22 protein-coding genes are annotated in these 25,060 nt (G+C 62.3%); 11 read left to right on the forward strand and 11 right to left on the reverse strand.

Going from position 1 to position 25,060, the window contains the following annotated elements:
• Positions 1-204: 204 nt before the first annotated feature.
• The 6 genes from ACF8ML_RS12895 to ACF8ML_RS12920 form a co-directional block, all read right to left on the reverse strand.
• A complete protein-coding gene (locus ACF8ML_RS12895) occupies positions 205-615 on the reverse strand; it encodes a polyhydroxyalkanoate granule-associated phasin (RefSeq protein ID WP_016453442.1) in 411 nt (136 codons plus the stop codon).
• Positions 616-738: 123 nt separating this feature from the next.
• Complete coding sequence (locus tag ACF8ML_RS12900) at positions 739-1,830, reverse strand: MBL fold metallo-hydrolase (protein WP_016446038.1); 1,092 nt, start codon at positions 1,828-1,830, stop codon at positions 739-741.
• A 169-nt stretch (positions 1,831-1,999) separates the two neighbouring features.
• On the reverse strand, positions 2,000-3,610 hold the full coding sequence (locus tag ACF8ML_RS12905) for a DHA2 family efflux MFS transporter permease subunit (RefSeq protein ID WP_016453441.1): 1,611 nt from the start codon (positions 3,608-3,610) through the stop codon (positions 2,000-2,002).
• Between the two features lie 45 nt (positions 3,611-3,655).
• Positions 3,656-5,017 carry an efflux RND transporter periplasmic adaptor subunit gene (locus tag ACF8ML_RS12910; RefSeq protein ID WP_392407166.1) on the reverse strand — a complete coding sequence of 454 codons (1,362 nt, stop codon included), beginning with the start codon at positions 5,015-5,017 and terminating at the stop codon, positions 3,656-3,658.
• Positions 5,018-5,149: 132 nt separating this feature from the next.
• Positions 5,150-6,625 carry an efflux transporter outer membrane subunit gene (locus ACF8ML_RS12915; RefSeq protein ID WP_392407167.1) on the reverse strand — a complete coding sequence of 492 codons (1,476 nt, stop codon included), beginning with the start codon at positions 6,623-6,625 and terminating at the stop codon, positions 5,150-5,152.
• A 70-nt stretch (positions 6,626-6,695) separates the two neighbouring features.
• Positions 6,696-7,232 (reverse strand): MarR family winged helix-turn-helix transcriptional regulator, encoded by a 537-nt coding sequence (locus ACF8ML_RS12920; protein ID WP_070080409.1) that lies wholly within the window; start codon positions 7,230-7,232, stop codon positions 6,696-6,698.
• A 367-nt stretch (positions 7,233-7,599) separates the two neighbouring features.
• Between ACF8ML_RS12920 and ACF8ML_RS12925 the strand changes: the two genes are divergently transcribed.
• From ACF8ML_RS12925 to ACF8ML_RS12950, 6 genes are all read left to right on the forward strand, one after another.
• Positions 7,600-12,123: an RHS repeat-associated core domain-containing protein gene (locus ACF8ML_RS12925; RefSeq protein ID WP_392407168.1), complete on the forward strand. Its 4,524-nt coding sequence runs from the start codon at positions 7,600-7,602 to the stop codon at positions 12,121-12,123.
• Positions 12,123-12,482, forward strand: a complete 360-nt coding sequence (locus ACF8ML_RS12930; RefSeq protein WP_198821434.1) for a hypothetical protein — start codon at positions 12,123-12,125, stop codon at positions 12,480-12,482. Before ACF8ML_RS12925 ends, ACF8ML_RS12930 begins: the two co-directional genes overlap by 1 nt.
• A 129-nt stretch (positions 12,483-12,611) precedes the next feature.
• On the forward strand, positions 12,612-13,313 hold the full coding sequence (locus ACF8ML_RS12935) for an RHS repeat-associated core domain-containing protein (RefSeq protein ID WP_392407169.1): 702 nt from the start codon (positions 12,612-12,614) through the stop codon (positions 13,311-13,313).
• A 4-nt stretch (positions 13,314-13,317) separates the two neighbouring features.
• On the forward strand, positions 13,318-13,551 hold the full coding sequence (locus ACF8ML_RS12940) for a hypothetical protein (protein ID WP_128422733.1): 234 nt from the start codon (positions 13,318-13,320) through the stop codon (positions 13,549-13,551).
• A 56-nt stretch (positions 13,552-13,607) separates the two neighbouring features.
• Positions 13,608-14,693 carry an RHS repeat-associated core domain-containing protein gene (locus tag ACF8ML_RS12945; RefSeq protein WP_392407170.1) on the forward strand — a complete coding sequence of 362 codons (1,086 nt, stop codon included), beginning with the start codon at positions 13,608-13,610 and terminating at the stop codon, positions 14,691-14,693.
• A 2-nt stretch (positions 14,694-14,695) separates the two neighbouring features.
• Positions 14,696-15,100 carry a hypothetical protein gene (locus tag ACF8ML_RS12950; RefSeq protein WP_074932063.1) on the forward strand — a complete coding sequence of 135 codons (405 nt, stop codon included), beginning with the start codon at positions 14,696-14,698 and terminating at the stop codon, positions 15,098-15,100.
• 219 nt (positions 15,101-15,319) lie between these two features.
• Here ACF8ML_RS12950 and ACF8ML_RS12955 read toward each other — a convergent pair whose 3' ends face one another.
• The 3 genes from ACF8ML_RS12955 to ACF8ML_RS12965 form a co-directional block, all read right to left on the reverse strand.
• Positions 15,320-15,790, reverse strand: coding sequence for a macro domain-containing protein (locus ACF8ML_RS12955; RefSeq protein ID WP_392407171.1), 471 nt, complete (start codon positions 15,788-15,790; stop codon positions 15,320-15,322).
• 68 nt (positions 15,791-15,858) lie between these two features.
• On the reverse strand, positions 15,859-16,173 hold the full coding sequence (locus ACF8ML_RS12960; protein ID WP_392407172.1) for a DUF4148 domain-containing protein: 315 nt from the start codon (positions 16,171-16,173) through the stop codon (positions 15,859-15,861).
• 10 nt (positions 16,174-16,183) lie between these two features.
• Positions 16,184-16,492 (reverse strand): hypothetical protein, encoded by a 309-nt coding sequence (locus tag ACF8ML_RS12965; RefSeq protein ID WP_392407173.1) that lies wholly within the window; start codon positions 16,490-16,492, stop codon positions 16,184-16,186.
• Between ACF8ML_RS12965 and ACF8ML_RS12970 the strand changes: the two genes are divergently transcribed.
• The 4 genes from ACF8ML_RS12970 to ACF8ML_RS12985 all read left to right on the forward strand — a co-directional run bounded on the left by ACF8ML_RS12970 (position 16,483) and on the right by ACF8ML_RS12985 (position 19,817).
• A complete protein-coding gene (locus tag ACF8ML_RS12970; RefSeq protein WP_392407174.1) occupies positions 16,483-17,220 on the forward strand; it encodes an AzlC family ABC transporter permease in 738 nt (245 codons plus the stop codon). The two genes, ACF8ML_RS12965 and ACF8ML_RS12970, sit on opposite strands and share 10 nt — an antisense overlap.
• A gap of 3 nt (positions 17,221-17,223) precedes the next feature.
• A complete protein-coding gene (locus tag ACF8ML_RS12975) occupies positions 17,224-17,520 on the forward strand; it encodes an AzlD family protein (RefSeq protein ID WP_017405618.1) in 297 nt (98 codons plus the stop codon).
• 63 nt (positions 17,521-17,583) lie between these two features.
• Complete coding sequence (locus tag ACF8ML_RS12980) at positions 17,584-17,931, forward strand: FlxA-like family protein (RefSeq protein WP_209669309.1); 348 nt, start codon at positions 17,584-17,586, stop codon at positions 17,929-17,931.
• A gap of 284 nt (positions 17,932-18,215) precedes the next feature.
• Positions 18,216-19,817, forward strand: a complete 1,602-nt coding sequence (locus ACF8ML_RS12985) for a methyl-accepting chemotaxis protein (RefSeq protein ID WP_046238556.1) — start codon at positions 18,216-18,218, stop codon at positions 19,815-19,817.
• A gap of 138 nt (positions 19,818-19,955) precedes the next feature.
• On the opposite strand, the gene ACF8ML_RS12990 is transcribed toward ACF8ML_RS12985, so the two are convergent.
• Both ACF8ML_RS12990 and ACF8ML_RS12995 read right to left on the reverse strand, forming a co-directional pair.
• A complete protein-coding gene (locus ACF8ML_RS12990; protein ID WP_392407175.1) occupies positions 19,956-21,899 on the reverse strand; it encodes an AMP-dependent synthetase/ligase in 1,944 nt (647 codons plus the stop codon).
• Between the two features lie 215 nt (positions 21,900-22,114).
• Positions 22,115-22,750, reverse strand: a complete 636-nt coding sequence (locus ACF8ML_RS12995; protein WP_016446050.1) for a GntR family transcriptional regulator — start codon at positions 22,748-22,750, stop codon at positions 22,115-22,117.
• Positions 22,751-22,864: 114 nt separating this feature from the next.
• Between ACF8ML_RS12995 and scpA the strand changes: the two genes are divergently transcribed.
• Complete coding sequence (scpA, locus tag ACF8ML_RS13000; protein WP_392407176.1) at positions 22,865-25,042, forward strand: methylmalonyl-CoA mutase; 2,178 nt, start codon at positions 22,865-22,867, stop codon at positions 25,040-25,042.
• Positions 25,043-25,060: the final 18 nt, after the last annotated feature.

Consider the following 25,060-nt stretch of genomic DNA (forward strand, 5'->3'; position numbering starts at 1 on the left):
GGGGAAGACTGGCAAAGCGATGGCAGAAAGGGGGAAATCCGCCTGCCGCGGCCGTGTTTTCAGTCTCTGCATGGAGTCCATGCCTGGAAATGCGGCAGCGCAGCAAAACGGAACGAAGGCCGCGAGGATACCTGAACCTCGCCCCGCATCAGCCCTGCCGCGCCGTGCCGCTCCAGTCAATGAAGCGGGTTTGATATGGGTGGATCAGCCGCGCGCCAGGCGCCGGGCGTTGGCCACTGCGGTGCGGTGCACGGGGGCCATGCCCTTGCCCACCACGCCCCACATGGCGTTGCTCCATTGCGAGGCCTGCGATGCCAGTGCGCCCCCATTCCAGGTGGAGGCGCTCCAGGGCATCCACCACATGCGCATCCAGGCCTGCATCAGGGCCTGGCTGGCGACCATGGACTGCAGGCCCATGGCGGCCCAGGATTGGTGGAAGGCTGTCTGTTTCTCGGACACCATGCGCGTGAATTCGCGCCGGTCCCGTGCGGAGGGATTGGCCCCGGCCAGCGCCATGCGGGTGAGCCTGTGCGCCACCACCTGCGGCGCGGCAATGGCCAGATCGGTGGCCTGACGGGCCACCGAAGCGGCCTTGGAAGATTTGCGGTTTGCCATGTGCGCTCCTGAAGCTCTGGATCCATTTGCCGGATCTACCTGCCAGATCCACTTGCCGGTTCCACTTTAGCCAGATGCATGCCGGTCCGCGTAGGCCGATGACGCAATGCAGCAAAAACGCGTTTATCGCGGCTGGGGTCGGGGTGCCGGCGCGGCTCCGTCCTGCGTGACCTCAGATACCAGGGCGCGCCACCAGCGCTCGCCTGCATGGGGGGCGGCCAGGTCCACGCGCTCGCCCATCATGGGCGTGGCCACGGCAATGCCGTGCTCGGCGCCCAGGGCCAGCACGCGCTCGAAGGGGTCCCACCAGGCATGCATGGCCAGGCTGAAGGTGCCGTTGTGAATGGGCAGCAGCCAGCGTCCGCCCAGGTCGCGGTGGGCCTGTACGGTCTGGGCCGGGTGCATGTGGACATAGGGCCAGTGCGGGTCGTAGGCGCCGGTCTCCATCAGCGTGAGGTCGAAGGGGCCGAAGCGCCGGCCGATTTCCGCAAAGCCGTCGAAATAGCCGCCGTCGCCGCTGAAGAAGACACGCAGCGTGTCGGCGCTTGCCAGGTCCTCGATGACCCAGGACGCCCACAGCGTGCGGTTGCCGTCGCGCAGGCCCCGGCCCGAGAAATGCTGGGCCGGAGTGGCCGTGAAGCGCAGGCCGTCCACCTGCACGTCCTGCCACCAGTCGAACTGGCGCACCTTCTCGGGGGCCACGCCCCAGGCCATGAGCCGGTCGCCCACGCCCAGCGTGCACAGGAAGAAGTCGACCCGGGGCGCCAGGGCGCGAATGGTGGCACGGTCCAGATGGTCGTAGTGGTCGTGCGAGAGCACCACGCCGCGCAGCGCGGGCAGTTCATGCAGGGCGATGGGCGGCGCATGAAAGCGCTTGGGGCCGATGAAGGAAAAGGGCGAGGCGCGCTCGGCAAACACCGGGTCGGTGATCCACCAGCCGCCGCGCAGTTTCATCAGCAGCGTGGAGTGGCCCAGGCGGTACAGGCTGCGCTCGGGCGCGGCGGCCAGGTCGGCCGGGGTGAGCCGCTGCACGGGCAGGGGCGCCGCAGGCTCGGTGTCCTTGGGCTTGTTGAAGAAGAAGTCCCACATCACCTTGGCGTCGGGCTGGGGGGCATTGGCCGGGCGGGGATGGATGTTGCGAAAGCGCCCGGCCGACGATTGGGGCGATTGGGAGTAGTCGGCAATCGGGGCGCGGAAGATGCGGGTTGTTTTCACGGTGCTCCGTCGGTGTTCAGGCCGCCGCCATCATGGAACCGATGGCGCAGCCCTGTCGAGATGGTGGTCTTGGCGGCCCCGTTCAAGGCGCCTTGCGTGTCGTCATGTAAACAAAAAAGGAGCTGCCCCTGCAGGCAGCTCCTTGTGGTGATGGCCCGGAGGCTGGTCATCAATGGGCGCCGGCCGCCTCGGCACCGCCGGCATGGCCCGCAGGGCGCCTGGTCATCCAGATCAGCACGATCAGCACCAGGAACAGCACGGACGACGCCAGGAAGATGTCGTCGGCGGCGCGCGTGTAGGCCTGCTGGTCCACCAGCCGGTTGATCTGGGCCAGCGCCTGCGCCTGGCTCAGGCCTGCGGCCTGCAGCCCCTGCAGGGTGACGCCGAACACGCCCTGGCCCTGGACCAGCCCTTCTGTCAGATGGGCGTGGTGCAGCGCGGCGCGGTTTTCCCATAGCGTGGTGGCGATGGAGGTGCCCATGGCGCCCGCCGTGATCCGCACGAAGTTGCTCAGGCCGGCGGCGGCCGGGATACGGTCCGGCGAGATGCCCGACAGCGTGATCGTGGTCAGCGGAATGAAGAAGAAGGCCATGGCCGCGCCCTGGATCAGCGTGGGCACCAGGATGTGCATGAAGTCCGTCTCCACCGTGAAGCGCGAGCGCATCCACAGCACCAGGGCGAACACGATGAAGGCGCCCGTGGCCATCCTGCGCGGGTCCCACTGCGTGACCTTGCGGCCCACCAGCGGTGTCAGGATGATGGCGAAGATGCCCACCGGCGCCAGTGCCATGCCGGCCGTGGTGGAGGTGTAGCCCATCCATTGCTGCAGCCACAGGGGCAGCAGCACCACGTTGCCGAAGAACAGGCCGTAGGCAATCGACAGCGCCACCGTGCCGGCCGCGAAATTGCGGCGCATGAACAGGCGCAGGTCCACCACGGGGTGGGCATCGGTCAGCTCCCAGACCAGGAAGACCACGAAGCTCACGATGGCCAGCACGCACAGCGTGATGATCTCGCCCGAGGCGAACCAGTCCAGCTCCTTGCCCTTGTCCAGCATCAGCTGCAGCGCGCCCACCCACAGCACCAGCAGGGCCAGGCCCACGGAGTCGATGGGCAGCTTGCGCGTGGGGGTCTCGCGGCTGCGGTAGATGCTCCAGGTCATCAGGGCCGACAGCAGGCCCACCGGCACGTTGATATAGAAGATCCAGGGCCAGGAGATGTTGTCCGTGATCCAGCCGCCCAGCAGCGGGCCGACCACGGGGGCCACCAGGGTGGTCATCCCCCACAGCGCCAGGGCCACCCCGGCCTTGGCCGGGGGATAACTGGACAGCAGCAGCGTCTGCGACAGCGGGATCATGGGGCCGGCAACCAGGCCCTGGAGCACGCGGAACAGCACCAGCGTCTCCAGCGACGAGGCAAAGCCGCACAGCCAGGACGTCAGCACGAACAGCAGCACGCTCATGGTGAACAGGCGCACGGCGCCGAAGCGCTGGGTGAGCCAGCCCGTGAGCGGCACCGAGATGGCGTTGGCTACGCCAAAGCTGGTGATCACCCAGGTGCCCTGGCTGGGGCTGACGCCCACGTCGCCGGAAATCGCCGGAATGGCGACGTTGGCGATGGACGAGTCCAGCACGTTCATGAAGGTGGCCAGCGACAGGGCCAGCGTACCCAGGGCCAGCTGGGCGCCCTTGAGCGGGACCGGCCGTGCAGGCATGGCCGGCGGCGCCGAGGGGGCGACCGGCGGCGCCGGCTCCGGCACGGCGGTGGTAGAGGAAGTCATAGGCAGTCCGCGTAGGTTCTGGGAAGGCGGGGGAGCGATGCCTGCTTACCTGGACTGCATGGCCTGCGCGTCAACCGGCGCGGAGGCCACGGCGGCTGGCGCCTTGCCCTGGGCCCTGTCCTGCACCTCGGCCATGGCCACGGGCGGCAGCTCGGGCAACTGCTTGAGCGGTGCCACGTTCTGGCCCGCCACGATGTGGGCAATGCGCTCCTCGGCCTGCGGCAGCGCCATGTCGTATACGGAGGTCTGGGCCACGGGTGCGTTGCGCGTGGTCGTTGCCAGCACCTCGCCCTGCTGGTCTCGCACGTCCACCTTGACTTCCATGGACAGGCCCACGCGCAGCGGGTGCTGTGCCAGGTCTTCCGGCGCCAGCGCAATGCGCACGGGCACGCGCTGCACCACCTTGATCCAGTTGCCGGTGGCGTTCTGCGCGGGCAGCAGCGAGAAGGCCGCGCCCGTGCCGGCACCCATGCCCACCACGGTGCCGTGGTAGCTGATCTTGTCGCCGTAGACATCGGCCGTCAGCTCGGTCTTCTGGCCTATGCGCAGCTGGGCCAGCTGGCTTTCCTTGAAGTTGGCATCCACCCAGAGGTTGTGCAGGCCCACCACCGTCATCAGCGGCGCGCCCGAGGCCACGCGCTGGCCCAGCTGCACGCCGCGCTTGGCCACATAGCCTTCCACGGGCGAGACCAGGCGCGTGCGCTGCAGCGCCAGATAGGCTTCGCGCACCTTGGCGGAGGCGGCGATCACGCTGGGGTGCTCTTCGGCGCTGCTGCCCTTGGTCTGGGCTTCGGCAGCCGTCAGCTGCGCCTTGGCGGCGCGCACGGCGGCTTCGGCTGCCGAGGCGGCATTGCCGGCCGTGCGGGCCAGGGACTGGGCGTGGTCGAACTCCTCCTTGCCCACGGCGCCCGTGGCCAGCAGCGGGCGGCGGCGCTCCACATCCTCGCGGGCGCGGGCGGCATCGGCCTGCAGGCGGGCCAGATCGGCCTCGCGCTGGGCCACCTGGGCGACCAGGGGGGCATTGTTGGCGTACAGCGTGCGCACCTGGCGCACGGTCTGGGCCAGCTGCGACTCGGCCTGGGACAGGGCGACCAGGGCATCGGCCGAGTCCAGCTGCACCAGCAGCTGGCCGGGCTTGACGTAGTCGGTGTCGTCGGCGCCGATGCTGATCACCGTGCCGCCGATCTGCGGCGTGATCTGCACCACGTTGCCCGCCACATAGGCGTTGTCCGTGGTCTGGTAGTTGCGGGCCACCATCCAGTGCCAGCCGCCCCAGGCGACGGCGACCACCGCGACGGCGGCGGCGACGAGGGTCAGGCCCTTGCGGCGGCCCTGCGGATTGGCCACGGGCGAGGCTGCGGCCGGTGCGGCGGCAGGGCTGGGTGCTTGCTTGTTGGTGTCGGTCATGGTGTACGGCGCTTTGTTATCTGTGAATGTGGTTGTGCGGCCGGGGCAGGGAGCTGGCGGTCGGTCACGCTGGCTGGCGGTCTGCCCGGTGGAGGGTCAAGAGTGCGGTGGATTCCTGTGCGGGTTGCGATCTCAGTGCTGGCTGACCTGCACGGCATCCGTGCCATCGGTCCAGCCGCCGCCCAGGGCCTTCATCAGCGACACGCGCGTGTCCAGCGCGCGGGCACGCAGGTCCACGTCCAGGCGGCGCTGGGTGATCACCTGGGTCTCGGTGTTGAGCACCGTCACCTGGCTGGCCAGGCCGGCCTTGTAGCGCTGCACGGCAAAGTCGTAGGCGCGTTCGGCCTTCTCCAGCGACTCGGCCTGCAGCTGCTGTTGGCGCACCAGCGATTGCACGGAAGTGATGGCGTCGCCCGCTTCCTTGACCGCATCGAGCACCACGCCGTTGTACTGGGCAATGGCGGTGTCCAGATCGGCCTGCGTGCCGCGCAATTGGGCGCGCAGGCGCTTGCCGTCGAACAGGGGCAGGCGCAGCGCGGGCGTCACGCCCATCTGGCGCGAGCTGCCCTTGAACAGGTTGTCCAGCCCGACGGCATTGAGGCCGATAAAGGCCGTCAGGTTGATATCGGGATAGAAATCCGCCCGCGCGCTCTCTATGCCCTGCGTTGCCGACTCCACGCGCCAGCGTGCGGCCACCACGTCGGGGCGGCGGCCCAGCAGGTCTGCGCCCAACTGGCCGGGCATGGCCTGGATCTGCAGCGCGGCCAGACGGGGCGCCAGCTGCAGCTGCGCCTCGGGCGCCTGGCCGCAGAGCACGGCGATGGTGCGGCGCGCCAGCGTGATCTGCTCGTCCAGCATCTCGATCTGCGTGCCGACATCGGGCAAGCTGGCCTGGGCCTGGGTCAGCTCCACCTGGCTGTCCAGCCCGGCGCGCGTGCGCTGCTGGCTCAGCTCCAGCAGAGACTGGCGCTGGGTCAGCGTGCGGCCGGCCACCTCCTTCTGGGCAATCAGCCGGGCCAGCGCCACATAGCTGCGCGCCACCTGGGCGGCGAGCTGGTTGGCGGCGGCGGCGCTGTCGGCCTGGGCGGCACGGGCCTGGCCCAGGGCGGCCTGCAGGTCGGCGGCATGGCGGCCAAAGAAATCCGGTGTCCAGCTCAGGCCGGCCTGCAGGTTGCCGGTGTTGTAGGTATGGCCGGCAATGGGTGCGGGCACCAGGCCGTTGGCGCTGTAGTGCTGGCGCGTGGCGTCGACGCCGAGCGTGCCGCGGACATCGGTGGCCGTGCTGGTGGCCGTGGCCAGGGCGGCCGCCTTGTCGAAGCGGGCGCGGCTCATGGCCAGGCTGGGGCTGCCCTGCAGCGCCTGGGCGATCAGCGAATCCAGCTGGGCATCGCCCAGGGACTTCCACCAATCGGTGGCGGGCAGGCTGGTATTGGCGCCTGTCTCGGACTGGGCCGTCAGACCCAGGTCGGCGGCGCCCAGCCGGGCCAGCGGCTCATGGGCCGGGCCCTGGGAAGCACAACCGGCCAGGGCCAGCGCGGCGCACAGGGTGGCCGCTGCGGCGGCCACGCGGCGGGGCGCGGCGGACACGGAAACAAAGGAATTGGGCATGGTGGTCTGCCTGTTGGGGGTCAAGAATCAGGAAATCGGAAACCGGGGCGGAAAAAGGGGGCTGGCGCTGTCAGCCGACGGGCCTGGCAGGCGCAGGGGCCGGCGGCGCGGCTTCCGGCGCGCGCATCGCATCGCCATTGGCCAGCAGGCGGCGCAGCATGTCCAGCAGCTGGCGCGACTCGTCATGGCTGAAGCCGGCCATATGGGCATTCATCACGCTGGACAGCACCTGCGGCACCTTGGCCGCCATGGCGCGGCCTTCATCGGTCAGCACCAGCTTGACCACGCGCCGGTCCACCGTGGAGCGCTCGCGCCGCAGCATGCCCTTGGATTCGAGCCGGTCCAGCGCCCGCGTGATGGAGGCCGGATCCAGCCCCAGGTCACGCGCCATGCCGGCATTCGTGGCGTCGCTGCACAGCAGCAGCTTGTACAGCGGCAGCCACTGCACATAGGTCAGCTCATGCTCGGCCAACTGCGCATCGGCCTGCTGGAGGATGGAGCTGAGCACCTTGCGCATGAGGAACCCCACGCTCTCGAAGGGCGTGTAGCTGCCAGGGCTGTAGAAGTCCGAGGGCTGCAGGCCGTTGGGCAGGGGAGGCTGGGTCATGGTGTCTGCGGGTGAAATAATTGACTGCGCAATGATTGTTGCGGCAATTATTGCAGAAACACCGGTTGACCGTGTGACGCGAGGGTGCCGGGGACAAGGGAAGGGTTATCGGGGGCATGCAGTCGTTATAGCGGTGGAGACCTTGTTGCGGAGCACGGGGGACAGGCTCTCTCATTGCGGAGCGTGGCTATCGGAGCGATGCACTCCTTCCACGGGAAGACGGCAGTAGTTCTCTTTAAAGTGAAGTTTCGGGAACTCTGTCGCTGTTGGTGTGGTGATGGAGTGCAGATGCTCTGTAAGATGAGCGCGAACCAGAGCATTCGCTCAACTTCCGGCTGGCGCGGCATAGGAAAATCACAGTGCTTGATTGGATCGCGTTGATCCCGATTTATTGACTTTGTTTATTGTTTTTGGGGGATTAGTGAAAATTTCGTCGTTCGTCAAGATTTCCGTGTTTTTTCTGTGTTTTCTGACATTTATTCACTCGGTGTCTGCAGCAGTTCCTCGTAGCTTCTTTTATAGAGGATGGTTGAATAATCTGGGCGCTGCAAAAGACTATTCGACCCCTGAGGGTTACTGCGCCGACTATGCGGCAATGCGAGCCGGAGATCCACTGGATGACTACAACTTCATAAATCATAAAGTGATCGAGGTTGGTGATACGGCTGAGTGCTGGGGCTGGGTTCGTTCAAAAAGGGGGAGTGATATATATAATCAATATAATTATGTGGGAATGAGTATTATTAGATTTTGTCCTGAAAATTCCAAAAGTAATATTTATGGAACCTGCGATTGTAACTACGGAAGCATTGAGCTGAATAACCGTTGTGAAGCTGCTTCGGTTGATATGGGGCGCATGTGTCGCATCAGTGGATACAGAACCCCGTATCCTGTTATTTTGCCGATTGCTCAAAAGTACATGAACGAGGTTGATTACTTTGATGCAGGGGTGAATCCGCTATCCATCGAGAGGACCTACCTGCATCGCCGGCGGCAGAATGAATCGCTGATGGGGGCGGGATGGTCTCATTCCTACGCGGTAAGACTTGAGCATGTAAAGAATTCGCAAGGCATTTCGAAAAAGGCCCAAATTAACTTTGGTGATGGCAGCTATCTTTGGTTTGATTGGGTCAATGGGGCGTGGGTGGCAAGAAATGGATCAAGTAGTCTGACGCAGGTGGGTCATGGCTGGATTTTGAATGATTTGCAGAATGGAGATATAAGAAATTTTGATGAATCAGGAAAGCTTCTAAGGCATGAGCGGCGAAATGGCTGGTTTATTGAGTATGAGTATGATGCAGGCGATAGAATCGCCGAAGTACGCAATGGCTTTGGTAGAAGGCTCAACTTTGTTTATGGCTCACAGGGCAAGCTCCAGGATATCGACGTCGATGGCGTGCGCGAAGTTGGATTTGAGTATGATGCCATGGGTAATTTGCAGAAGGTAATTTACAAAGATGGATCAACGATAGGCTATAAATATGAGGACCTTAGATATCCTCATTTTTTGACCGGTGTTACTGACGAAAATAATAATAGATTGTCCACATTTAAATACAATGCAGATGGGCAAGTGATAGACACTGAGCGTGCGAATGGGGTGGCTAAATATCAAATTGGATATCCTTCGCAAGATTATGGGGAAACTCAGGTGATAGATCCGTTGGGGCGTCAACGTTTCTATAGGTATAAAAATGCTTTTGGTGTTCTGGAAGTCACTTCCAGTAGTGCGCCGGGTGTGAGTGGGGAACTAGATGCTGCCAGTCGTATTCAAGGCTCTTCTGGATTGCGTGAATCGGAGACTGATTTCAAGGGTGCCAAGAAAACATTTGGCTGGGATCATGGGCGACGCCTGCTGACGAGTGTGACAGAGGCGGTAGGAACGCCTCAGGAACGTACTGCCAACATGGAATGGCATCCTCAATGGAGCTTGCCTTCGAGAATAGTTGAGTCGGGGCGCCAGGCCAGCTACACCTACGACGCGAAGGGACGTCTATTGAGTTTGGCCGTCGGAGATGTGGGTGCAGCCGACAACTCTGCTCCAGGCTGGCAGTGGTCTTATGCTGCGTCTGGCCTGGTGGCCTCGGAAACCGCCCCTAACGGTGCCACCTCCAGCTTTGCCTACGATGGTTTTGGGAATCTTTCGAGCACGAAAAATGCTTTAGGGCATTTGGATCATTTTATTCATGGGGCTGGAGGTCGACTGCAATCGCATACTGCCACTACGGGGCTGGCTAGCAGTTTTGAGTATGATTTGCGCGGGCGCCTCATTCGTCTGCAACGTGATGGTGAAGTATCGCTGTATAGGTATCTTCCGTCCGGACAAATGCAAGGTTTGACCGCTTCCAATGGGCATCAGGTCAGCTATATATATGACAATGCCCAACGCTTGATTGGCTGGAATGATAATCGCGGTAACTCTGCTTCATACATCCTGGATAATATGGGAAATCGCTTGGATGAAATTGTTCGAGATGCCGGAAATCAACCAGCGTGGGTGGTGAAACGCACCATCAATAGTCTCAACCGTATTCAACGCCTCACTATCGGCGAAGTGGCGACAGAATTTGGCTATGACGCCAATGGCGACCTGATCAGCAGTGTACGGCCGGCCAACGGGTCAAGCCGTGGCACCAGCATAGGTCTTGACCCCTTGCGGCGAGTCGGCGCTATCACCAACGAAGACAACGCCAGCGCATCGCTGTCATACAACGCCCTGGACGCAGTCACATCCGCCCAGGACTTCAAAGGCGTCACCACCACCTACACCCGAGACGCCCTGGGCAACGCCAAGGCCGAAGCCACCCCCGACGCCGGCAACATCACCGCTACCTATGACGCCCTGGGCCTGATCGCGACCGCCAAGGACGCCGCAGGCCGCACCCTGACCGTGCAGCGCGACGCCCTGGGCCGTCCCACCCAGCTCCAGTACGGCAGCACCACAACCTCCACGCTGCGCTATGACCTGGCCGGCACCACCTACAACGGCCCCGGCGCCCCCAAGGCCAGCACGGGCCACCTCAGCGAAATCCAGGACCCCGGCGTCACCACCCAGTACCAGCGCGACATCCTGGGCCGGGTGCTGCGCAAGAGCCAGATCCTTGCCAATGGCGACACCAAGTCGCTGATCCACTCCTATGTACCTGCCGGGCAGGGCGGAGGCGGAGAACTGCAAAGCATCACCTACCCCAGCGGCAGGCAGGCCACCTACCTGTATGACAGCACAGGCCAGATCACGGGCCTGCAGTGGAACGGCCAGCCCCTGGTCACCGGCCTGGCCTGGAGCCCGCTGGGGCAGCCCACGGCCTGGCGATGGACGGGCTTTGCGCAGCAGCCCGGCGCCACGGCCACCCTGGCCGAGCAGCGCAGCTACAACACGGCAGGCCAACTGGCCAGCAGCCAACTGCTGAACCTGACCTGGGATGCTGCGGGCCGCATCAGCCTGATCCAGCAGCAGCACATGCTGCCGGGTACGGCCGCAGCCCAGCAGGCCAAGCTGTCCAGCGCCTTCAGCTATGACGCCGTGGGACGCCTGACGGCCAGCGCGCACAGCGCCCCTGCGGGCCTGGCACTGCCCACTGGCTGGAGCCTGGCCGACACCATCGAGCTCAGCGCCTCCGGCTATGCCTGGGATGGCAATGGCAATCGCACGGAGGTGCACTACACCAACGCCTTGGCATCGGGCACCTCCACGCTCAAGCGCAACTACCAGACTGCGGCGGGCACTAACCGCCTGCAAAGCTATGCCCAGACGCTGCAGCGCCCGGGCAGCGTGGCGCAGAACAGCAACGTGACCTTCAGCTACGACGCTGCGGGCGCCCTGGTCAAGAAGGGAGACAACCACCTGCACTACGGCGCAGATGGCCGCATCGCCAAGGCCGGCGAATACGCGGACGCTGCCGACGCAAGAGCCGTCAGCTACGTCTACAACGCCCTGGGCCAGCGCGTGTTCAAAAGCGATGCGCGCGGCGCAGGTCAACCGACCACGCTGCAGACCCTGTACGCCGAAGACGGCATAGGCAGCACCGTGCTGGGCCAGTACGCCAACCAACGCAGCGCCAACAGCGCAGCTCCGGCAGGCCAGAGCGACAGCACGGAAATCATCTACCTGCCCACGGCCAGCGGCCCCATGCCCATTGCGGCAGAAATCAACGGCCGCCTGTACGCCATCCACACGGACCACCTGAACACCCCCAGGCGGCTGACCAACCAGCAGGGACAGGTGGCCTGGCAATGGCTGATCTCGGGGTTCGGGGAAGTGCGTCCCACCACGGGCGACCGTGGCTACGGCCAGACGGTCAGCGGCCCCAGCTATGCGCAGGCGGTGAAGTTCGACCTGCGGTATCCGGGGCAGGTGTTTGATGAAGAGACGGGGCTGTCGTACAACCTGCACAGGTACTACGATGCGGCGACGGGTCGGTATATGCAGGCGGACCCGATCGGGTTGGAGGGTGGGTGGAATCGGTTTGGGTATGTGGGTGGAAATCCATTGAATTTCATTGACCCTAAGGGGCTTGAGGCTCAAATATGTACTTATCCTGGGTTTAATAACGACTGGCCTCATGTATTTACTTGTGTTAATGGTAATTGCGCTGGGTGGTATCCATCGGGGTATAGCGGGGCAAAACCAAAAGGGCCATGGGCAGCAATGATGAATAGCAATGGTGCGTATGTTGATGACAGCGATATTGTGGATAAAAGTTACTGTGGTAAAGTTGCTGGCTGTGATGAAAAATATATTGACCAATGTGTTCTGGATTGTAGGTCTGGTGGGAATAAGCCGAGTAAATATAATCTATTTAATGAAAATTGCATGAGCACTGCGCAGCAGTGTGTGCAGAAGTGCGTTGTTAATTCTTGTAAGGCGAAAATATGGAATTTTTTAAGATAATGAAATTACTGAATAAAAAATTCTATATGATTTTGTTGTTTTTTGTGGGGTTGATTTTCTCTGGTGCGATATTTATCTCTACGTACCCCTCTCCTAGAGATATTTTGGATAAAATCGAAGAATTTATTTCCAATCCGGAGCAATGTGCTTCAAGTAATTCAGATTTCTCAAAAGCCGCAAAATCTATTGCTTGGGATAGTGAAGCAATGATCATTGTCGAAGAGGTAAATGCAATGCCAAAAAAGATGGTTTATTCGATGCGTTATCGTAAAAGTGGCGTGAAAATAGCGGACTTGATGTATAGATTAGATGCAGGATGTGCAGGTATTACCTTGGTACCTGCGGCTCGAGTGGATTAGTCACACGCAGCATCTGAACATGCCCCTGCAGCAGGGTAGCCGGCTGATCTCGGGATTTGACGAAGTGCGGCCCACCACGGGCGCCCGTGGCTACGGCCGAACCGTCAGGGCCCCAGCTATGCGCAGGCGGTGAAGTTCGACCTGCGGTATCCGGGGCAGGTGTTTGATGAAGAGACGGGGCTGTCGTACAACCTGCACAGGTACTACGATGCGGCGACGGGTCGGTATATGCAGGCGGACCCGATCGGGTTGGAGGGTGGGTGGAATCGGTTTGGGTATGTGAGTGGAAATCCATTGAATTTCATTGATCCCGAAGGATTGGTATTTCTTGACCTAACGACGTTTGAAGGTGCAAAGCACAAAACCACTCTCGATCAAGCTGTGCAGGCAGGTGCGTGGACTAGGCTTGTCACCATGCCGGCAATAGCAGCTGCACTTTCACCTTCGACAGTAGGTTTGGCTGGTTCTGCCTTAACTCCCTCGTGTTCCTCTGCTGCGAACTGGTACATGCTAGGAGCTGACGCTGATGTTGCGTGGCTTAATCTCAGTCTTCGGGAGAAATTGCTTTATGAAATAGGTCAAAAAACCACGGCATCCTACGCGAAATACTCATCACTAGACCCAGTTGCTCGTGGTGCATCATTAGTTGCAGATATTGGATGGCGGCGGGCATTAACCCCTGAAATTGGAGGAATTGGTTTGAGACTTGGATCAACATTTGGTACGGGACCTACGCCTTTATTTAGATGGTTATTTCCAAGAATTATTGGTGGTGCAGGCTTGTCTTCGACGTTGACAAGTGATGGAGAGCAGTGCAGCTGCCGGAGGTGATTAGATGACGGGATTTACTATTTTCTATGGCTGTTTATATTTGTTTTTTGGAATTTGGATTTATAGAATATTTTCGCCTGCTTGGCCTTGGTGGGGTGCGAGTCTGATGGGGCTGATTTGTGTTGTTGCCTTGCATTTCTCTTTGGCTCTATTTGGGCATCTTTCGATGCTGCATCATCAATCAAAAAAGCGGAAAAAATTGGAGAAAGAAGAAAAATCATCAATTAACCCTGATTGAATCTTTCAAAAAAATCTGTAGCCTACGTCAGCTGCGATAGCCGTGGAGTACTCGAGTTGAATCTCCAACTTGGATACCGCCGCCCTTCGGGAACACGGCCGCTCCTCACCAACCAAGCCCTGTATGCCGAAGACGGCATAGGCAGCACCGTGCTGGGCCAGTACGCCAACCAGCGCAGCGCCAATAGCGCAGCGCCAGCAGGCCAGAGCGACAGCACGGAAATCATCTACCTGCCCACGGCCAGCGGCCCCATGCCTATTGCGGCAGAGATCAACGGGCGCCTGTACGCCATTCACACGGACCACCTGAACACCCCCAGGCGCGTGACCAACCAGCAGGGGCAGGTGGCCTGGCAATGGCTGATCTCAGGGTTTGGCGAAGTGCGGCCCACCACGGGCGACCGTGGCTACGGCCAGACCGTCAGCGGCCCCAGCTATGCGCAGGCGGTGAAGTTCGACCTGCGGTATCCGGGGCAGGTGTTTGATGAAGAGACGGGGCTGTCGTACAACCTGCATCGGTACTACGATGCGACGACGGGAAGATACATCCAGGCGGACCCGATCGGGCTGGAGGGTGGGTGGAATCGGTTTGGGTATGTAGCTAACAACCCGCTAAACGACGTGGACCCGCAAGGCCTGCACCCCGTGCTGGCAAGAATGCAAGGCCTGTACTACCGGTACGGTCCGGCGATCACGGAGTTCATTGCCGGGGCGTCGGGGGTCAACGGGGCGTTGGCATCGCCTGCGGCGATCAGCCCGCTGGTGGCGCAGATTCCGACGGGTGTTTCTAGGATGCTGCCGATTGCGCGGGGGATCTCTGGGGGTGTGGAGTCGGGGGCGTTTTGTGCAGCAAAAGGTGGAATACAAGAAACTGCCAAGATTGGAGACTTATTCGCAACTCATGGACAGACAATGAGTAATAGGCAGTTAGATAGATTGATTAAAGATATTCGGGTTAATGGAATATCTAATCCGTTGGTGGTGACTGCGCATGATGGGCGGTTGTATATTCTGGATGGTCATCATCGAGCGTTGGCGGCTCCTAGGGCTGGAGTTTTAGATGTTCCGATAAAAAGGGTGGATTTGCCATACGGTGCTTACAGAGGACCCGCAGATCTTGAATTCACATGGGGAGGTTATTAAAAATGGAACTAAGAAAAATCAATGAAATCATCATTTCTAGTAGAAATATTTTATTTAATAATAGGGTGAATGATACAGTTATTTCTTCATTGGAAGAGGTGTTGAGCTGCTGGCGAGAAATTGAGGTGGATAGTTCGCGTAATATATTGAAATACTGCATTGGTGAGGCTTTGCAGCAGATTAAACAATCTAAATTAACTAGTGCTGGGCGTGTGTTGAATTTAATTCATAACTTGCCTTTGTCATTGGAGGGTTTAAATAATTGGGATTTGGACTATTTTATCTCTATGGAACTGCCGAATTTTCTAGAGCATTTTGAAGAAATACATAATTCCAGAGATATCTCTCTTTATGTGTTTCAACAAATTTCCAATCAGTATTTCAACAGTGCTTTATTGAATAGATAGAATTCTTCTCTGAAAATCGATTGGATTTTAATGCTTGGCCAAGCCGCAGGAGCAGGAGCAGGAGCAGGTGCAGGTGGCTTGGCAATGGCTGATCTCAGGCTTTGGTGAAGTGCGGCCCACCACGGGCGCCTGGGGCTAAGGCCAGACGGTCAGCGGCTTCAGCTATGCGCAGACGACTAGGTTCGACCTGCGGTATCCGAGCTTTGACCGTTACAACAACTATCGTGCCTTGCCAAAAACGACCAGCACAACCGCTGCCCTCGTTTCGACTTGGGCAATGGTGTTCTTCATGATGCGGATGGCAGTGTCTTCATTGAAGCCTCCAGATCCGCAACCGATGAGGGGAAAGGCTACGGATTTGAAGCCGTGATCGTTGACAAGTTGCAGGGCCGAGTGGATGGACCTCTCAATGGAGAGTTCTGACGCCCTCCAAAGAAGATTGATGCCCGCCACGTGGATGATGCCTTTGAAAGGCAGTCTGCCGGCAGATGTCAGTACGGCATCGCCCAGAGGAATGGGGCCGGCCCGCGCAACCTCCAGGAATGGCTGCAGTCCCCCCTTGCGCTTGATTGCGCTGGACACGCCTTGGGGGATCAACAGCCACCAGGGAATGATGTTTCTATTCCATGAGTTGACGATGACTTCAACGTCCTGGTCCAGAAGGTCGCCGTTGACTATGCGGATATTCATTGAGTGAGGGGCGATGCTCGCAGGTGCGGAAACTGCACAGTATCTCGCGCCTCGCGTCACCCCAACGCTCACTTGTCTTGAGCCACCGCATGCCCTTTCTCCAGTCTGGTCACGGCCTCGCGGTAAGCCGGACTGGCACGCAGCTGCTGGTAACGCTCCAGGCCGCGCTGGTATTCGGTGGAGCGGACATCGATCTCGCGGTCCGAGACATAGGTGAGTCCGGCGCGGTGCCACATTTCCAGGTCGGCCAGCACCTGGGCGCGGCTGAGGTCGGTAGGGGCAGCAGTGGAGGAGGGCGTGGCGTCCTGGGCGAGGGCGGTGCCGGCCAGGCCCAGGCTGAGGGCGGTCAGGGCGATGAAGCGGGTGAAGTCGGAAGTGCGCATGGGGAACCTTTCAGGTGAAGCGAAGTGATGAGGGCTTCATGGTCCCGCCGCCGCCCTGGCTGGCACAGCCGTTTGCGACGCACTGCAGCATGGCGGGAGCCAATGGCTGTTGGGTTTCGTGAAATGTCAGGAGGGCAGGCGCGGCCATCCGAGGAGCGCCGCCAGCCATGGAAATGCTTTGATCAGCCTGTGTGCGGCAGATTATTTCCACTTGCTCCAATAAATCGGCATAAACATCTGTCAAATGGCTGGTGGAAGCATGAATCGGCAGCAAATTCCAGCGGCACAGGCCGACAATCGCCGCTCTCCATGTCTTCATCCATTCCACTTTCCCCCGCTGCCGTTTCGGCAGATTCCGTCTCCCGCAGTTCCGAGGCCTTTCGCGGCTTCAGGGATGCGATTCCCGTGATGCTGGGCTTCGTGCCCTTTGCCCTGGTGCTGGGCGCGCAGGCCGTGCAAAAGGGGCTGGCACCGCTGGAAGTTCCTCTCATGACCGGGATGAACTTCGGCGGCGGCTCGGAGTTCACGGCCATACGGCTGTGGACCTCGCCGCCGCATGTGCTGCTGATCGTCGCCATGTCGTTCCTGGTCAATTGCCGGCACATCCTGATGGGTGCGGCGCTGGCGCCCTATCTGCGCCATCTGCCCAGGCGCCGTGCCTTGCCTGCCCTGTTCTTCATGTGCGACGAAAGCTGGGCGTTGGCCCTGGCAGACGCCCAGCGCAGTGCCTCGCGGCGCGTGAGCCTGCCTTACTACATGGGCGTGTCGGCAGGCCTGTACATGGCCTGGGTGTCGTGCACGGCGGCCGGTGCCTTTCTGGGGCCGCGCATTGGCGACCTGGAGCAGTACGGCTTCGACATGGCGTTCACCGCCGTGTTTCTGGTGCTGCTGCGCGGCATGTGGAAGGGCGTCAGACCTTGCCGGCCCTGGCTGGTGAGCCTGCTGACGGCGGCTGTGGTCTACAAGCTGGTGCCTGGCGCCTGGTATGTGGCGGCCGGCGCTGTTTCGGGCCTGATCTGCGCGGCCTTGCTGGCGCCCAGGAGCTGAGCGATGGAAGCCACAACCGTGCTGACGCTGGTGCTCATGGCGTGCAGCACGTATTTCACGCGGGTGATCGGCTACCTGCTGCTGCGCGGGCGCACGCTGAGCCCGCGCATGCAGTACGTGATGGAAAGCCTGCCGGGCTGCGTGCTGATCTCGGTGATTGCCCCGGCGTTTGTGTCCGAGCGTCCGGCCGATCTGCTGGCCCTGGTGGTGACGCTGGTGGCGGCCAGCCGGCTGCCCATTCTGCCGACGGTGCTGATCGGCATTGCGTCGGCGGGTGCGCTGCGGCACTGGCTGGGGTGATGGCGGCCGGGGGTGGGGTGTTTTGGGCCTTCAGTTCGCCCGCCAGTGGTCGATGTAGGGGGCATGCAAGTCTCATCCTCCACCTCGGCTTCCGCCTCGGGAGCCGCTTCATCCTCCGGCGGCAATGACATCGCTGCGTTGCAGCGCAAGCTCAAGGAGCTGCAGCAGGCGCTCAAGGAAGTGGCCTCCGAGAACATCGACGCCAAGGCCAAGCAACAGAAGTCCAAGCTGCTGCAGACGCAGATCATGATGGTGCAAAACCAGATCGAGGCGCTGATGCGCGCCAGGCAGCAGGCCCAGCTCGACAAGCAGCGCGAGCAGCAGCAGGCGGCCGCCGAGGCGTCATCGCAATCCCCATCGAAGGGCGGCAAGGCGCCCGGGCTGGGCGGCGTGGTCGACGTCTACGTCTGATCCAGTGAGATGGCCCGTGTTTTCACGGGCCGTTTTTCAAGGTATTAAATGTAACTTACATGAGAATGCTGTTCGGACTTTGAGAGGGTTGGCTCTGCAACACGGATGGGGAAGGGGGCTTGCCTGCGGGGCGGTAGCCGCGAGCGTCGCAACTCCTATGGAACTTATTGATTTTTGACTCTCAAGAAACCGGCGGTTGCTACCGATAAGGCAAGCAATGTGACTGCCGGGATGCGATAGCGATGGCCTATACCGATGGCGTCACGGGGACAGAGGGATCTGCGATGAAAAAACTCGGCGATGTGCGTATCGGTACCCGGCTTACCGGTGTTTTTCTTGTTCTGCTGATCTGCCTGATGGCCGTGGGCGCCGTCGGCGCAAGGGCGCTGGGCCATGTGTTCTCGGGCACGCAGACCATGTACCAGGACCGCGTGGTTCCGCTCAAGCAGCTCAAGCAGATTGCGGACGCCTACGCCGTCAACGTCATAGATACGGTCAACAAGGCGAATGCCGGCCTGATCACGGCGCAGGAGGCAGCGGCGAGCATTTCCGGCACGCTGCCCGCGATCGACGCGGCCTGGCGCAGCTATTCGTCCACACAGCTGACCTCGCAGGAGGCCGTGCTGGCCAGCCAGGCGCAGGCGCTGTTCGCACCTGCCAACCAGAGCATCGACCGGCTGCTGCAGCGGCTCAAGACGCTGGATGGAAAAAGGGCCGGCAGCCTGGACGAGTTCGATGGCGCGCTGTATGCCAGCGTAGACCCCATCAGCGCCAAGATCGGCGAACTGGTGGAGCTGCAGCTCAAGGCATCCGAGGATGTGTATGCGGACTCCCGCCAGGTCCTGGCGCAGTCGCAGATGCTGATCTACGGCTTTGTCGCGGCCGCTGTCATCCTCGCCGTGGCGCTGGGCTATGTGGTCACGCGCTCCATCACCGTTCCCCTGAAGTCCGCCGTGGAGGTGGCCCGGCACATCGAGCAGGGCGATCTGGCTTCCGAGATCCAGGCCACGGGGCGCGACGAAGTCGGCGACCTGCTGCGCTCCATGAGTGCCATGCGCGAATCGCTGGCCAGCATCGTTGGCGATGTGCGGCGCGGGGTGGAGTCGGTGACCACGGCATCCAGCCAGATCGCCGCAGGCAACCAGGACCTGAGCAGCCGCACCGAACACCAGGCCTCCAGCCTGCAGGAGACGGCGGCCTCCATGGAGCAGCTGGCAGGCAATGTGGGCCAGAGTTCGGAGAATGCGCGGCAGGCCAGCGCCCTGGCCGTGCGTGCCAAGGAGGTGGCGGGCGTGGGCGGTGGCGCTGTCGCCAGGGTCGTGGGCACCATGGACGAAATCTCGGCCAGCAGCGGAAAGATTGCCGAGATCACGGGCGTCATCGATTCCATCGCCTTCCAGACGAATATCCTGGCGCTCAACGCAGCGGTGGAGGCCGCGCGGGCGGGCGAGCAGGGCAGGGGGTTTGCCGTGGTGGCCGGAGAAGTGCGCTCCCTGGCCCAGCGCAGCGCCGCAGCGGCGCGTGAAATCAAGGCGTTGATCACGGCCTCCACCGAGACGGTGCGAATGGGCGGCAACCAGGTCCGGGAAGCCGGCAAGGCCATGGACGCCATCGAATCCCAGGTGCGCGAGGTGGCGTCGTTGATCGAGGCCATCTCGGCAGCCAGCGTGGAGCAAAGCGGCGGCCTGGGACAGATCAGCGAGGCGGTCTCCCAGATGGACCAGGTCACGCAGCAAAACGCTGCCCTGGTGGAAGAGTCTGCCGCCGCAGCTGCCAGCCTGGAGCGACAGGCCCGCGTGCTGGCCCAGGCGGTGGCCACGTTCAGGATCAGCGAGTTCAAGGAGATCGGCATGGCGCCCGCCGGCAGGGCATTGGCCGCTGCCTGAAGCGGGCAAGGCAAGAGCGCGGACAGGGCGCTCTTGCCTTCTTTCTGATCAATTCAATGTAACTTACATAAATCAATTTTCAGATCAGAAATAAGGAAAGCCACCGTTTTCCGGCGGCGGCTTGTCAAGGGCTGGGGGTCACCCCGCGCTGTTGCGGCCTTGCCAGCGCTCGGCGGGCTTGGTGTACATGGCGGCAATCTGCGATTCAAACCGCGCCATGAGGTTGTTGCGCTTGAGCTTGAGGGTGGGCGTCATCAGCCCGTTCTCAATGGTCCAGGGCTCCAGTTCCAGGTGCACGGCACGGGGGACCGCATAGCGGGCAAAACTGGCCACCTGTTTCTCGATGCGGGCCAGCGCTTCACGCTCGGCGGCGGCGTGGTTCAGGCTCTTGGGATCTTCGGGGTCCAGGCCCAGGCGCTGGGCCATGGCCTGCCATTCACCACGCTCGATGACGGCCACGGCGGCGATGAAGGGGCGGTCTTCGCCCACGACAAAGACCTGGGTGAAGAACGGGTCGCCGGTGATGGCCAGCTCCAGGTCGGCCGGTGGAATCTTCTCGCCGGTGGAGGTGACGATGATTTCCTTGATGCGGCCCTGGATGCGCACGCGCCCATCCTCGATCACGGCCTGGTCGCCGGTGCGCAGCCAGCCGTCGTCTGTGAAGGTCTTGGCGGTGTCTTCGGGGCGTTGCCAGTAGCCTCGCATCACGCAGGGCCCGCGCACCTGCAGTTCCCGATTCTCGCCAATGCGCACTTCCACGCCCGGCAGGGCGCGGCCCACGGTGGCCGGGTGGTTGTCCTCCAGCGTGTTGGCACAGACCACGGGCGAGGTCTCGGTCATTCCGTAGCCCTGGATCAGCGGCAGGCCCAGGCCGAGAAAACAGCGCGCAATCGTGGGCGACAGCGGTGCGCCACCGCTCACGGCCACGCGCACACGCCCGCCAAACTGGGCCAGCAGCGGCTTGGCCACCAGATGGTTGAGCACGGGCCAGGGCAGCCATTGCATCCAGCCCGGCACGTCGGGCTGGGGCGCCTGCGCATCGGCAATGCCTTGTGTTTCACAAAAGCGTTGCCAGCCCCTGGCCTGGGCCAGTTCGAACAGCTGGGCCTTGAGCTGGGCACGGGCCAGCGCCTCCATGACCTTGGCGTGCACGCGCTCGTAGATGCGCGGCACGGAGACCAGCACCGTGGGACGCTGGGTCTTGAGATCCTCGGCCAGCTGGGCCACGGAGCGCGCATAGGCCACGCAGGCACCCACGGCCATCGCCAGGTAGTAGCCTGCCGTGCGCTCGAAGGTGTGCGACAGCGGCAGGAAGGACAGGAAAACATCATCGCTGCGCGGCTGCAGCCGCTGCATCACGGCCTGTACGTTGGAGACCACGTTGCGGTGCGTGAGCATCACGCCCTTGGGCTTGCCCGTGGTGCCCGAGGTGTAGACGACGGCGGCCAGGTCCTCGGCAGAGGGAGGCGGGGGCAGGGGGACTGCGCCGCCTTCAGCCAGCCATTGGGCCAGCGGTTGCACGGGGATCTGGCGCAGGGCCTCCAGTGCAGCGGCATCGCCTTCGGTGTCAGGCTCTGCGGCCCGGGAAGCCGGCTTGGCCGATGCCACGACCACCTTGCGCAGCGCGGGCAGGGCCTGGCCCGTGGCGCAGATCTTGTCCCAGGTGGATTGCTGTGCCACGAACAGCATGGACACCTGGGCATTGGCCAGGATGTAGGCAATGCTGCCTGCGTTGTCTATGGAATGCAGGGGCACCGGCACATGGCCGCAGCGCAGGCTGGCCAGGTCGATGGACATGGCATCCAGCCCGTTGGGCAAAAGAATGGCAATGCGCGAGCCCGGTGCCAGTTCCTGAGCAGCCAGGGCCTGCGCCCACCGGGCCACGCGCTCGCCGGTCTGCGCCCAGTTCAGGGACTTCCAGCTGCGCGCATCCTCGTCATAGGCCCGATAGGCCTCGCCTGCGGGCGTCTGCTGCACGCGCAGGGCCAGCATTTCCACCAGGGTGGCGGCCGTGGCCATGCTGGCATCGGCAGGCAGGCTCATGGCCAGGGAAGGGGCGCGGGCTGGATCTTGGATGCTCATGCGAAGAGGTGCGGACCGAAGTGGATGGTGCCGCTGATGATAGCTGCCGGTTACCGCAGGCCCCGGCGTCAGCTTCGGACATGTGCGGAGTTGGCGGCGAGGTTTATGCTGCACTGCAGCGTTCTCGGGCGATGCGCCTGAAGCGAACCAGGAGCCGCATGCCCGCCTACGTCGCCACTGTTGCCCAGCCAGCCAAGGTTCAGATGAACCCGAGTTCAGGACGCTGCAGCCAGACCGTTCCTGAAGTGCTGACGCATGGCCTGCGCGGCGGCCGCGCCATCGCGGCGCAGCAGGGCCTGCATGACGGTCTCGTGCTCGGCCAGCGAGTCCTCGATGCGGCCCTGCTTGAACAGCGACTTGTGGCGGTTGAGCTTCATGACCTTGCGCAGGTCGGCCACCAGCTGGTTGCGCCAGCGGTTGTCGGCGATCTGCAGCAGCTGCATGTGAAAGCTCTCGTTGAGCTCGAAGAAGCGGTCTGCATCGCGCATCTGCGCCTTGAGTTCCTCATGGGTCTGCTGCAGGGCGGCAAGTTCCTCATCGCTGCCCGATTCGGCCACGACCTGCACGGCATCGGATTCCAGCAGGCTCAGCAGGTGATAGACATCGGCAATGTCCTTGGACGACACCTCGGTCACATAGGCGCCACGGCGCACCTTCATGGTCACCAGGCCCTCGGCGGCCAGCACCTTCAGCGCCTCGCGCAGCGGGGTACGGCTGATGCCGTATTCCTCGGCAATCTTCAGTTCGTCGATCCAGTCACCAGGCGCCAGTTCGTGCGCGAAGATGCGCAGGCGCAGCTTCTCTGCCACCTGTTCGTAGAGCGCGCGGGGAGTGAGGGTGTTTGTCGACATGTGGCCCGGATTGTATCGGCAAAGATATTTTGAATGAATAATTATGAATGATGTAAACTGCGGCAGCTCTGGGGCATGCCCTCAAGGGCACCTGTCATTCACGAGCCTGAGAACATGAGACAAGACCATCCGACAGCGCAGAACGGCCAGGAATTTGCAACTGCCGGCCTGCAGAAATGGGCCCAGGCGGCCGCCAAGGCCGCTCCAGGGGGCGACATCCAGGCACTGCACTGGACCACGCCCGACGGCATCGACGTCAAGCCGCTATACACGGCGGCCGACACGGCGGATCTGCCCCATACGGATAGCCTGCCAGGCTTCGAGCCCTACATCCGCGGCCCGCAGGCCACCATGTACGCGGGCCGGCCCTGGACCATTCGCCAGTACGCGGGCTTTTCCACGGCCGAGGAGTCCAACGCCTTCTACCGCAAGGCGCTGGCCGCCGGCGGGCAGGGCGTGTCGGTGGCGTTCGACCTGGCCACGCACCGGGGCTACGACAGCGACCATCCGCGTGTGACGGGCGACGTGGGCAAGGCCGGCGTGGCCATCGATTCGGTCGAGGACATGAAGGTGCTGTTCGACCAGATCCCGCTGGACAAGATCAGCGTGTCCATGACCATGAACGGCGCCGTGCTGCCCGTGCTGGCCGGCTACGTGGTGGCGGCCGAGGAGCAGGGCGTGGCCCAGGACCAGCTGTCGGGGACCATACAGAACGACATCCTCAAGGAGTTCATGGTCCGCAACACGTATATCTACCCGCCCCAGCCGTCGATGCGCATCATCGGCGACATCATCGAGTACACGAGCAAGAACATGCCCAAGTTCAACTCGATCTCGATCTCGGGCTATCACATGCAGGAAGCGGGCGCCAACCAGGCGCTGGAACTGGCCTTCACGCTGGCCGACGGCAAGGAGTACGTCAAGACCGCAACGGCCAAGGGCATGGATGTGGACGATTTCGCGGGCCGGCTGTCCTTCTTCTGGGCCATCGGCATGAATTTCTACCTGGAAATCGCCAAGATGCGCGCGGCCCGCCTGCTGTGGTGCCGCATCATGAAGGGTTTTGGCGCCAAGAAGGCCAAGAGCCTGATGCTGCGCACGCACTGCCAGACCTCCGGCTGGTCGCTGACCGAGCAGGACCCCTACAACAACGTGGTTCGCACGACCATCGAGGCCATGGCCGCCGTCTTCGGCGGCACGCAGAGCCTGCACACCAACAGCTTTGACGAAGCCATCGCGCTGCCCACCGAGTTCTCGGCCCGCATTGCGCGCAACACGCAGCTGATCATCCAGGAAGAGACCCACATCACCAATGTGATCGACCCCTGGGCCGGCAGCTACATGATGGAGAAGCTGACCCAGGACATGGCCGACGCCGCCTGGAAGATCATCGAGGAGGTCGAGGCCATGGGCGGCATGACCGCCGCCGTGGATTCGGGCTGGGCCAAGCTCAAGATCGAGGCCGCCGCCGCCGAGAAGCAGGCGCGCATCGACTCTGGCAAGGATGTCATCGTCGGCGTCAACAAGTACAAGCTGGCCAAGGAAGACGCCATCGACATCCTCGAGGTGGACAACGTCAAGGTGCGCGACAGCCAGATCGCGCGCCTGAACCAGATCAAGGCCAGCCGCGATGCCGCCAAGGTCGAGGCCGCCCTTCAGGCCCTGACCCAGGCCGCCGAAAGCGGCGAGGGCAACCTGCTGGACCTGTCCATCCAGGCCGTGCGCCTGCGCGCCACGGTGGGCGAGGTCTCGGATGCACTGGAGAAGGTTTTCGGGCGCCACCGCGCCGATACGCAAAAGGTGACCGGCGTGTATGCAGCAGCCTACGACTCGGCCGAGGGCTGGGAAAAGCTCAAGGGCGAAATCGACGCATCGTCCGAGCAATTGGGCCGCCGCCCGCGCGTGATGATCGCCAAGCTGGGCCAGGACGGCCATGACCGCGGCGCCAAGGTGGTGGCCACGGCATTTGCCGACCTGGGCTTCGACGTGGACATGGGCCCGCTGTTCCAGACGCCCGAGGAATGCGCGCGCCAGGCCATCGAGAACGACGTGCACGCCGTGGGCGTATCCACGCTGGCGGCAGGCCACAAGACCCTGGTGCCGGCCATCATCGAGGAACTGCGCCGCCAGGGCGCGGACGACATCATCGTCTTCGTGGGCGGCGTGATTCCCGCGCAGGACTACGACTTCCTCTACAACGCCGGCGTCAAGGGCGTCTATGGCCCGGGCACACCCATCCCGGCCAGCGCCAAGGACGTGCTCGAGCAGATCCGCCAGGCCAACAGCCTCTGAGCCCGCCGCAGTGACTCC

It is taken from the genome of Delftia sp. WSY_10 (assembly GCF_043104705.1).
In the GTDB taxonomy this organism is placed as follows: Bacteria; Pseudomonadota; Gammaproteobacteria; order Burkholderiales; family Burkholderiaceae_C; genus Comamonas; species Comamonas tsuruhatensis.

Excerpts from the sequence above, each read along its gene's own strand:
- ACF8ML_RS12895 (WP_016453442.1), bottom strand. The coding sequence starts at position 615 with ATGGCAAACCGCAAATCTTCCAAGGCCGCTTCGGTGGCCCGTCAGGCC.
- ACF8ML_RS12905 (WP_016453441.1), bottom strand. The coding sequence starts at position 3,610 with ATGACTTCCTCTACCACCGCCGTGCCGGAGCCGGCGCCGCCGGTCGCC.
- ACF8ML_RS12910 (WP_392407166.1), bottom strand. The coding sequence starts at position 5,017 with ATGACCGACACCAACAAGCAAGCACCCAGCCCTGCCGCCGCACCGGCC.
- ACF8ML_RS12915 (WP_392407167.1), bottom strand. The coding sequence starts at position 6,625 with ATGCCCAATTCCTTTGTTTCCGTGTCCGCCGCGCCCCGCCGCGTGGCC.
- ACF8ML_RS12920 (WP_070080409.1), bottom strand. The coding sequence starts at position 7,232 with ATGACCCAGCCTCCCCTGCCCAACGGCCTGCAGCCCTCGGACTTCTAC.
- ACF8ML_RS12930 (WP_198821434.1), top strand. The coding sequence starts at position 12,123 with ATGAAATTACTGAATAAAAAATTCTATATGATTTTGTTGTTTTTTGTG.
- ACF8ML_RS12940 (WP_128422733.1), top strand. The coding sequence starts at position 13,318 with ATGACGGGATTTACTATTTTCTATGGCTGTTTATATTTGTTTTTTGGA.
- ACF8ML_RS12950 (WP_074932063.1), top strand. The coding sequence starts at position 14,696 with ATGGAACTAAGAAAAATCAATGAAATCATCATTTCTAGTAGAAATATT.
- ACF8ML_RS12955 (WP_392407171.1), bottom strand. The coding sequence starts at position 15,790 with ATGAATATCCGCATAGTCAACGGCGACCTTCTGGACCAGGACGTTGAA.
- ACF8ML_RS12960 (WP_392407172.1), bottom strand. The coding sequence starts at position 16,173 with ATGCGCACTTCCGACTTCACCCGCTTCATCGCCCTGACCGCCCTCAGC.
- ACF8ML_RS12970 (WP_392407174.1), top strand. The coding sequence starts at position 16,483 with ATGTCTTCATCCATTCCACTTTCCCCCGCTGCCGTTTCGGCAGATTCC.
- ACF8ML_RS12965 (WP_392407173.1), bottom strand. The coding sequence starts at position 16,492 with ATGAAGACATGGAGAGCGGCGATTGTCGGCCTGTGCCGCTGGAATTTG.
- ACF8ML_RS12975 (WP_017405618.1), top strand. The coding sequence starts at position 17,224 with ATGGAAGCCACAACCGTGCTGACGCTGGTGCTCATGGCGTGCAGCACG.
- ACF8ML_RS12980 (WP_209669309.1), top strand. The coding sequence starts at position 17,584 with ATGCAAGTCTCATCCTCCACCTCGGCTTCCGCCTCGGGAGCCGCTTCA.
- ACF8ML_RS12985 (WP_046238556.1), top strand. The coding sequence starts at position 18,216 with ATGAAAAAACTCGGCGATGTGCGTATCGGTACCCGGCTTACCGGTGTT.
- ACF8ML_RS12990 (WP_392407175.1), bottom strand. The coding sequence starts at position 21,899 with ATGAGCATCCAAGATCCAGCCCGCGCCCCTTCCCTGGCCATGAGCCTG.
- ACF8ML_RS12995 (WP_016446050.1), bottom strand. The coding sequence starts at position 22,750 with ATGTCGACAAACACCCTCACTCCCCGCGCGCTCTACGAACAGGTGGCA.
- scpA (WP_392407176.1), top strand. The coding sequence starts at position 22,865 with ATGAGACAAGACCATCCGACAGCGCAGAACGGCCAGGAATTTGCAACT.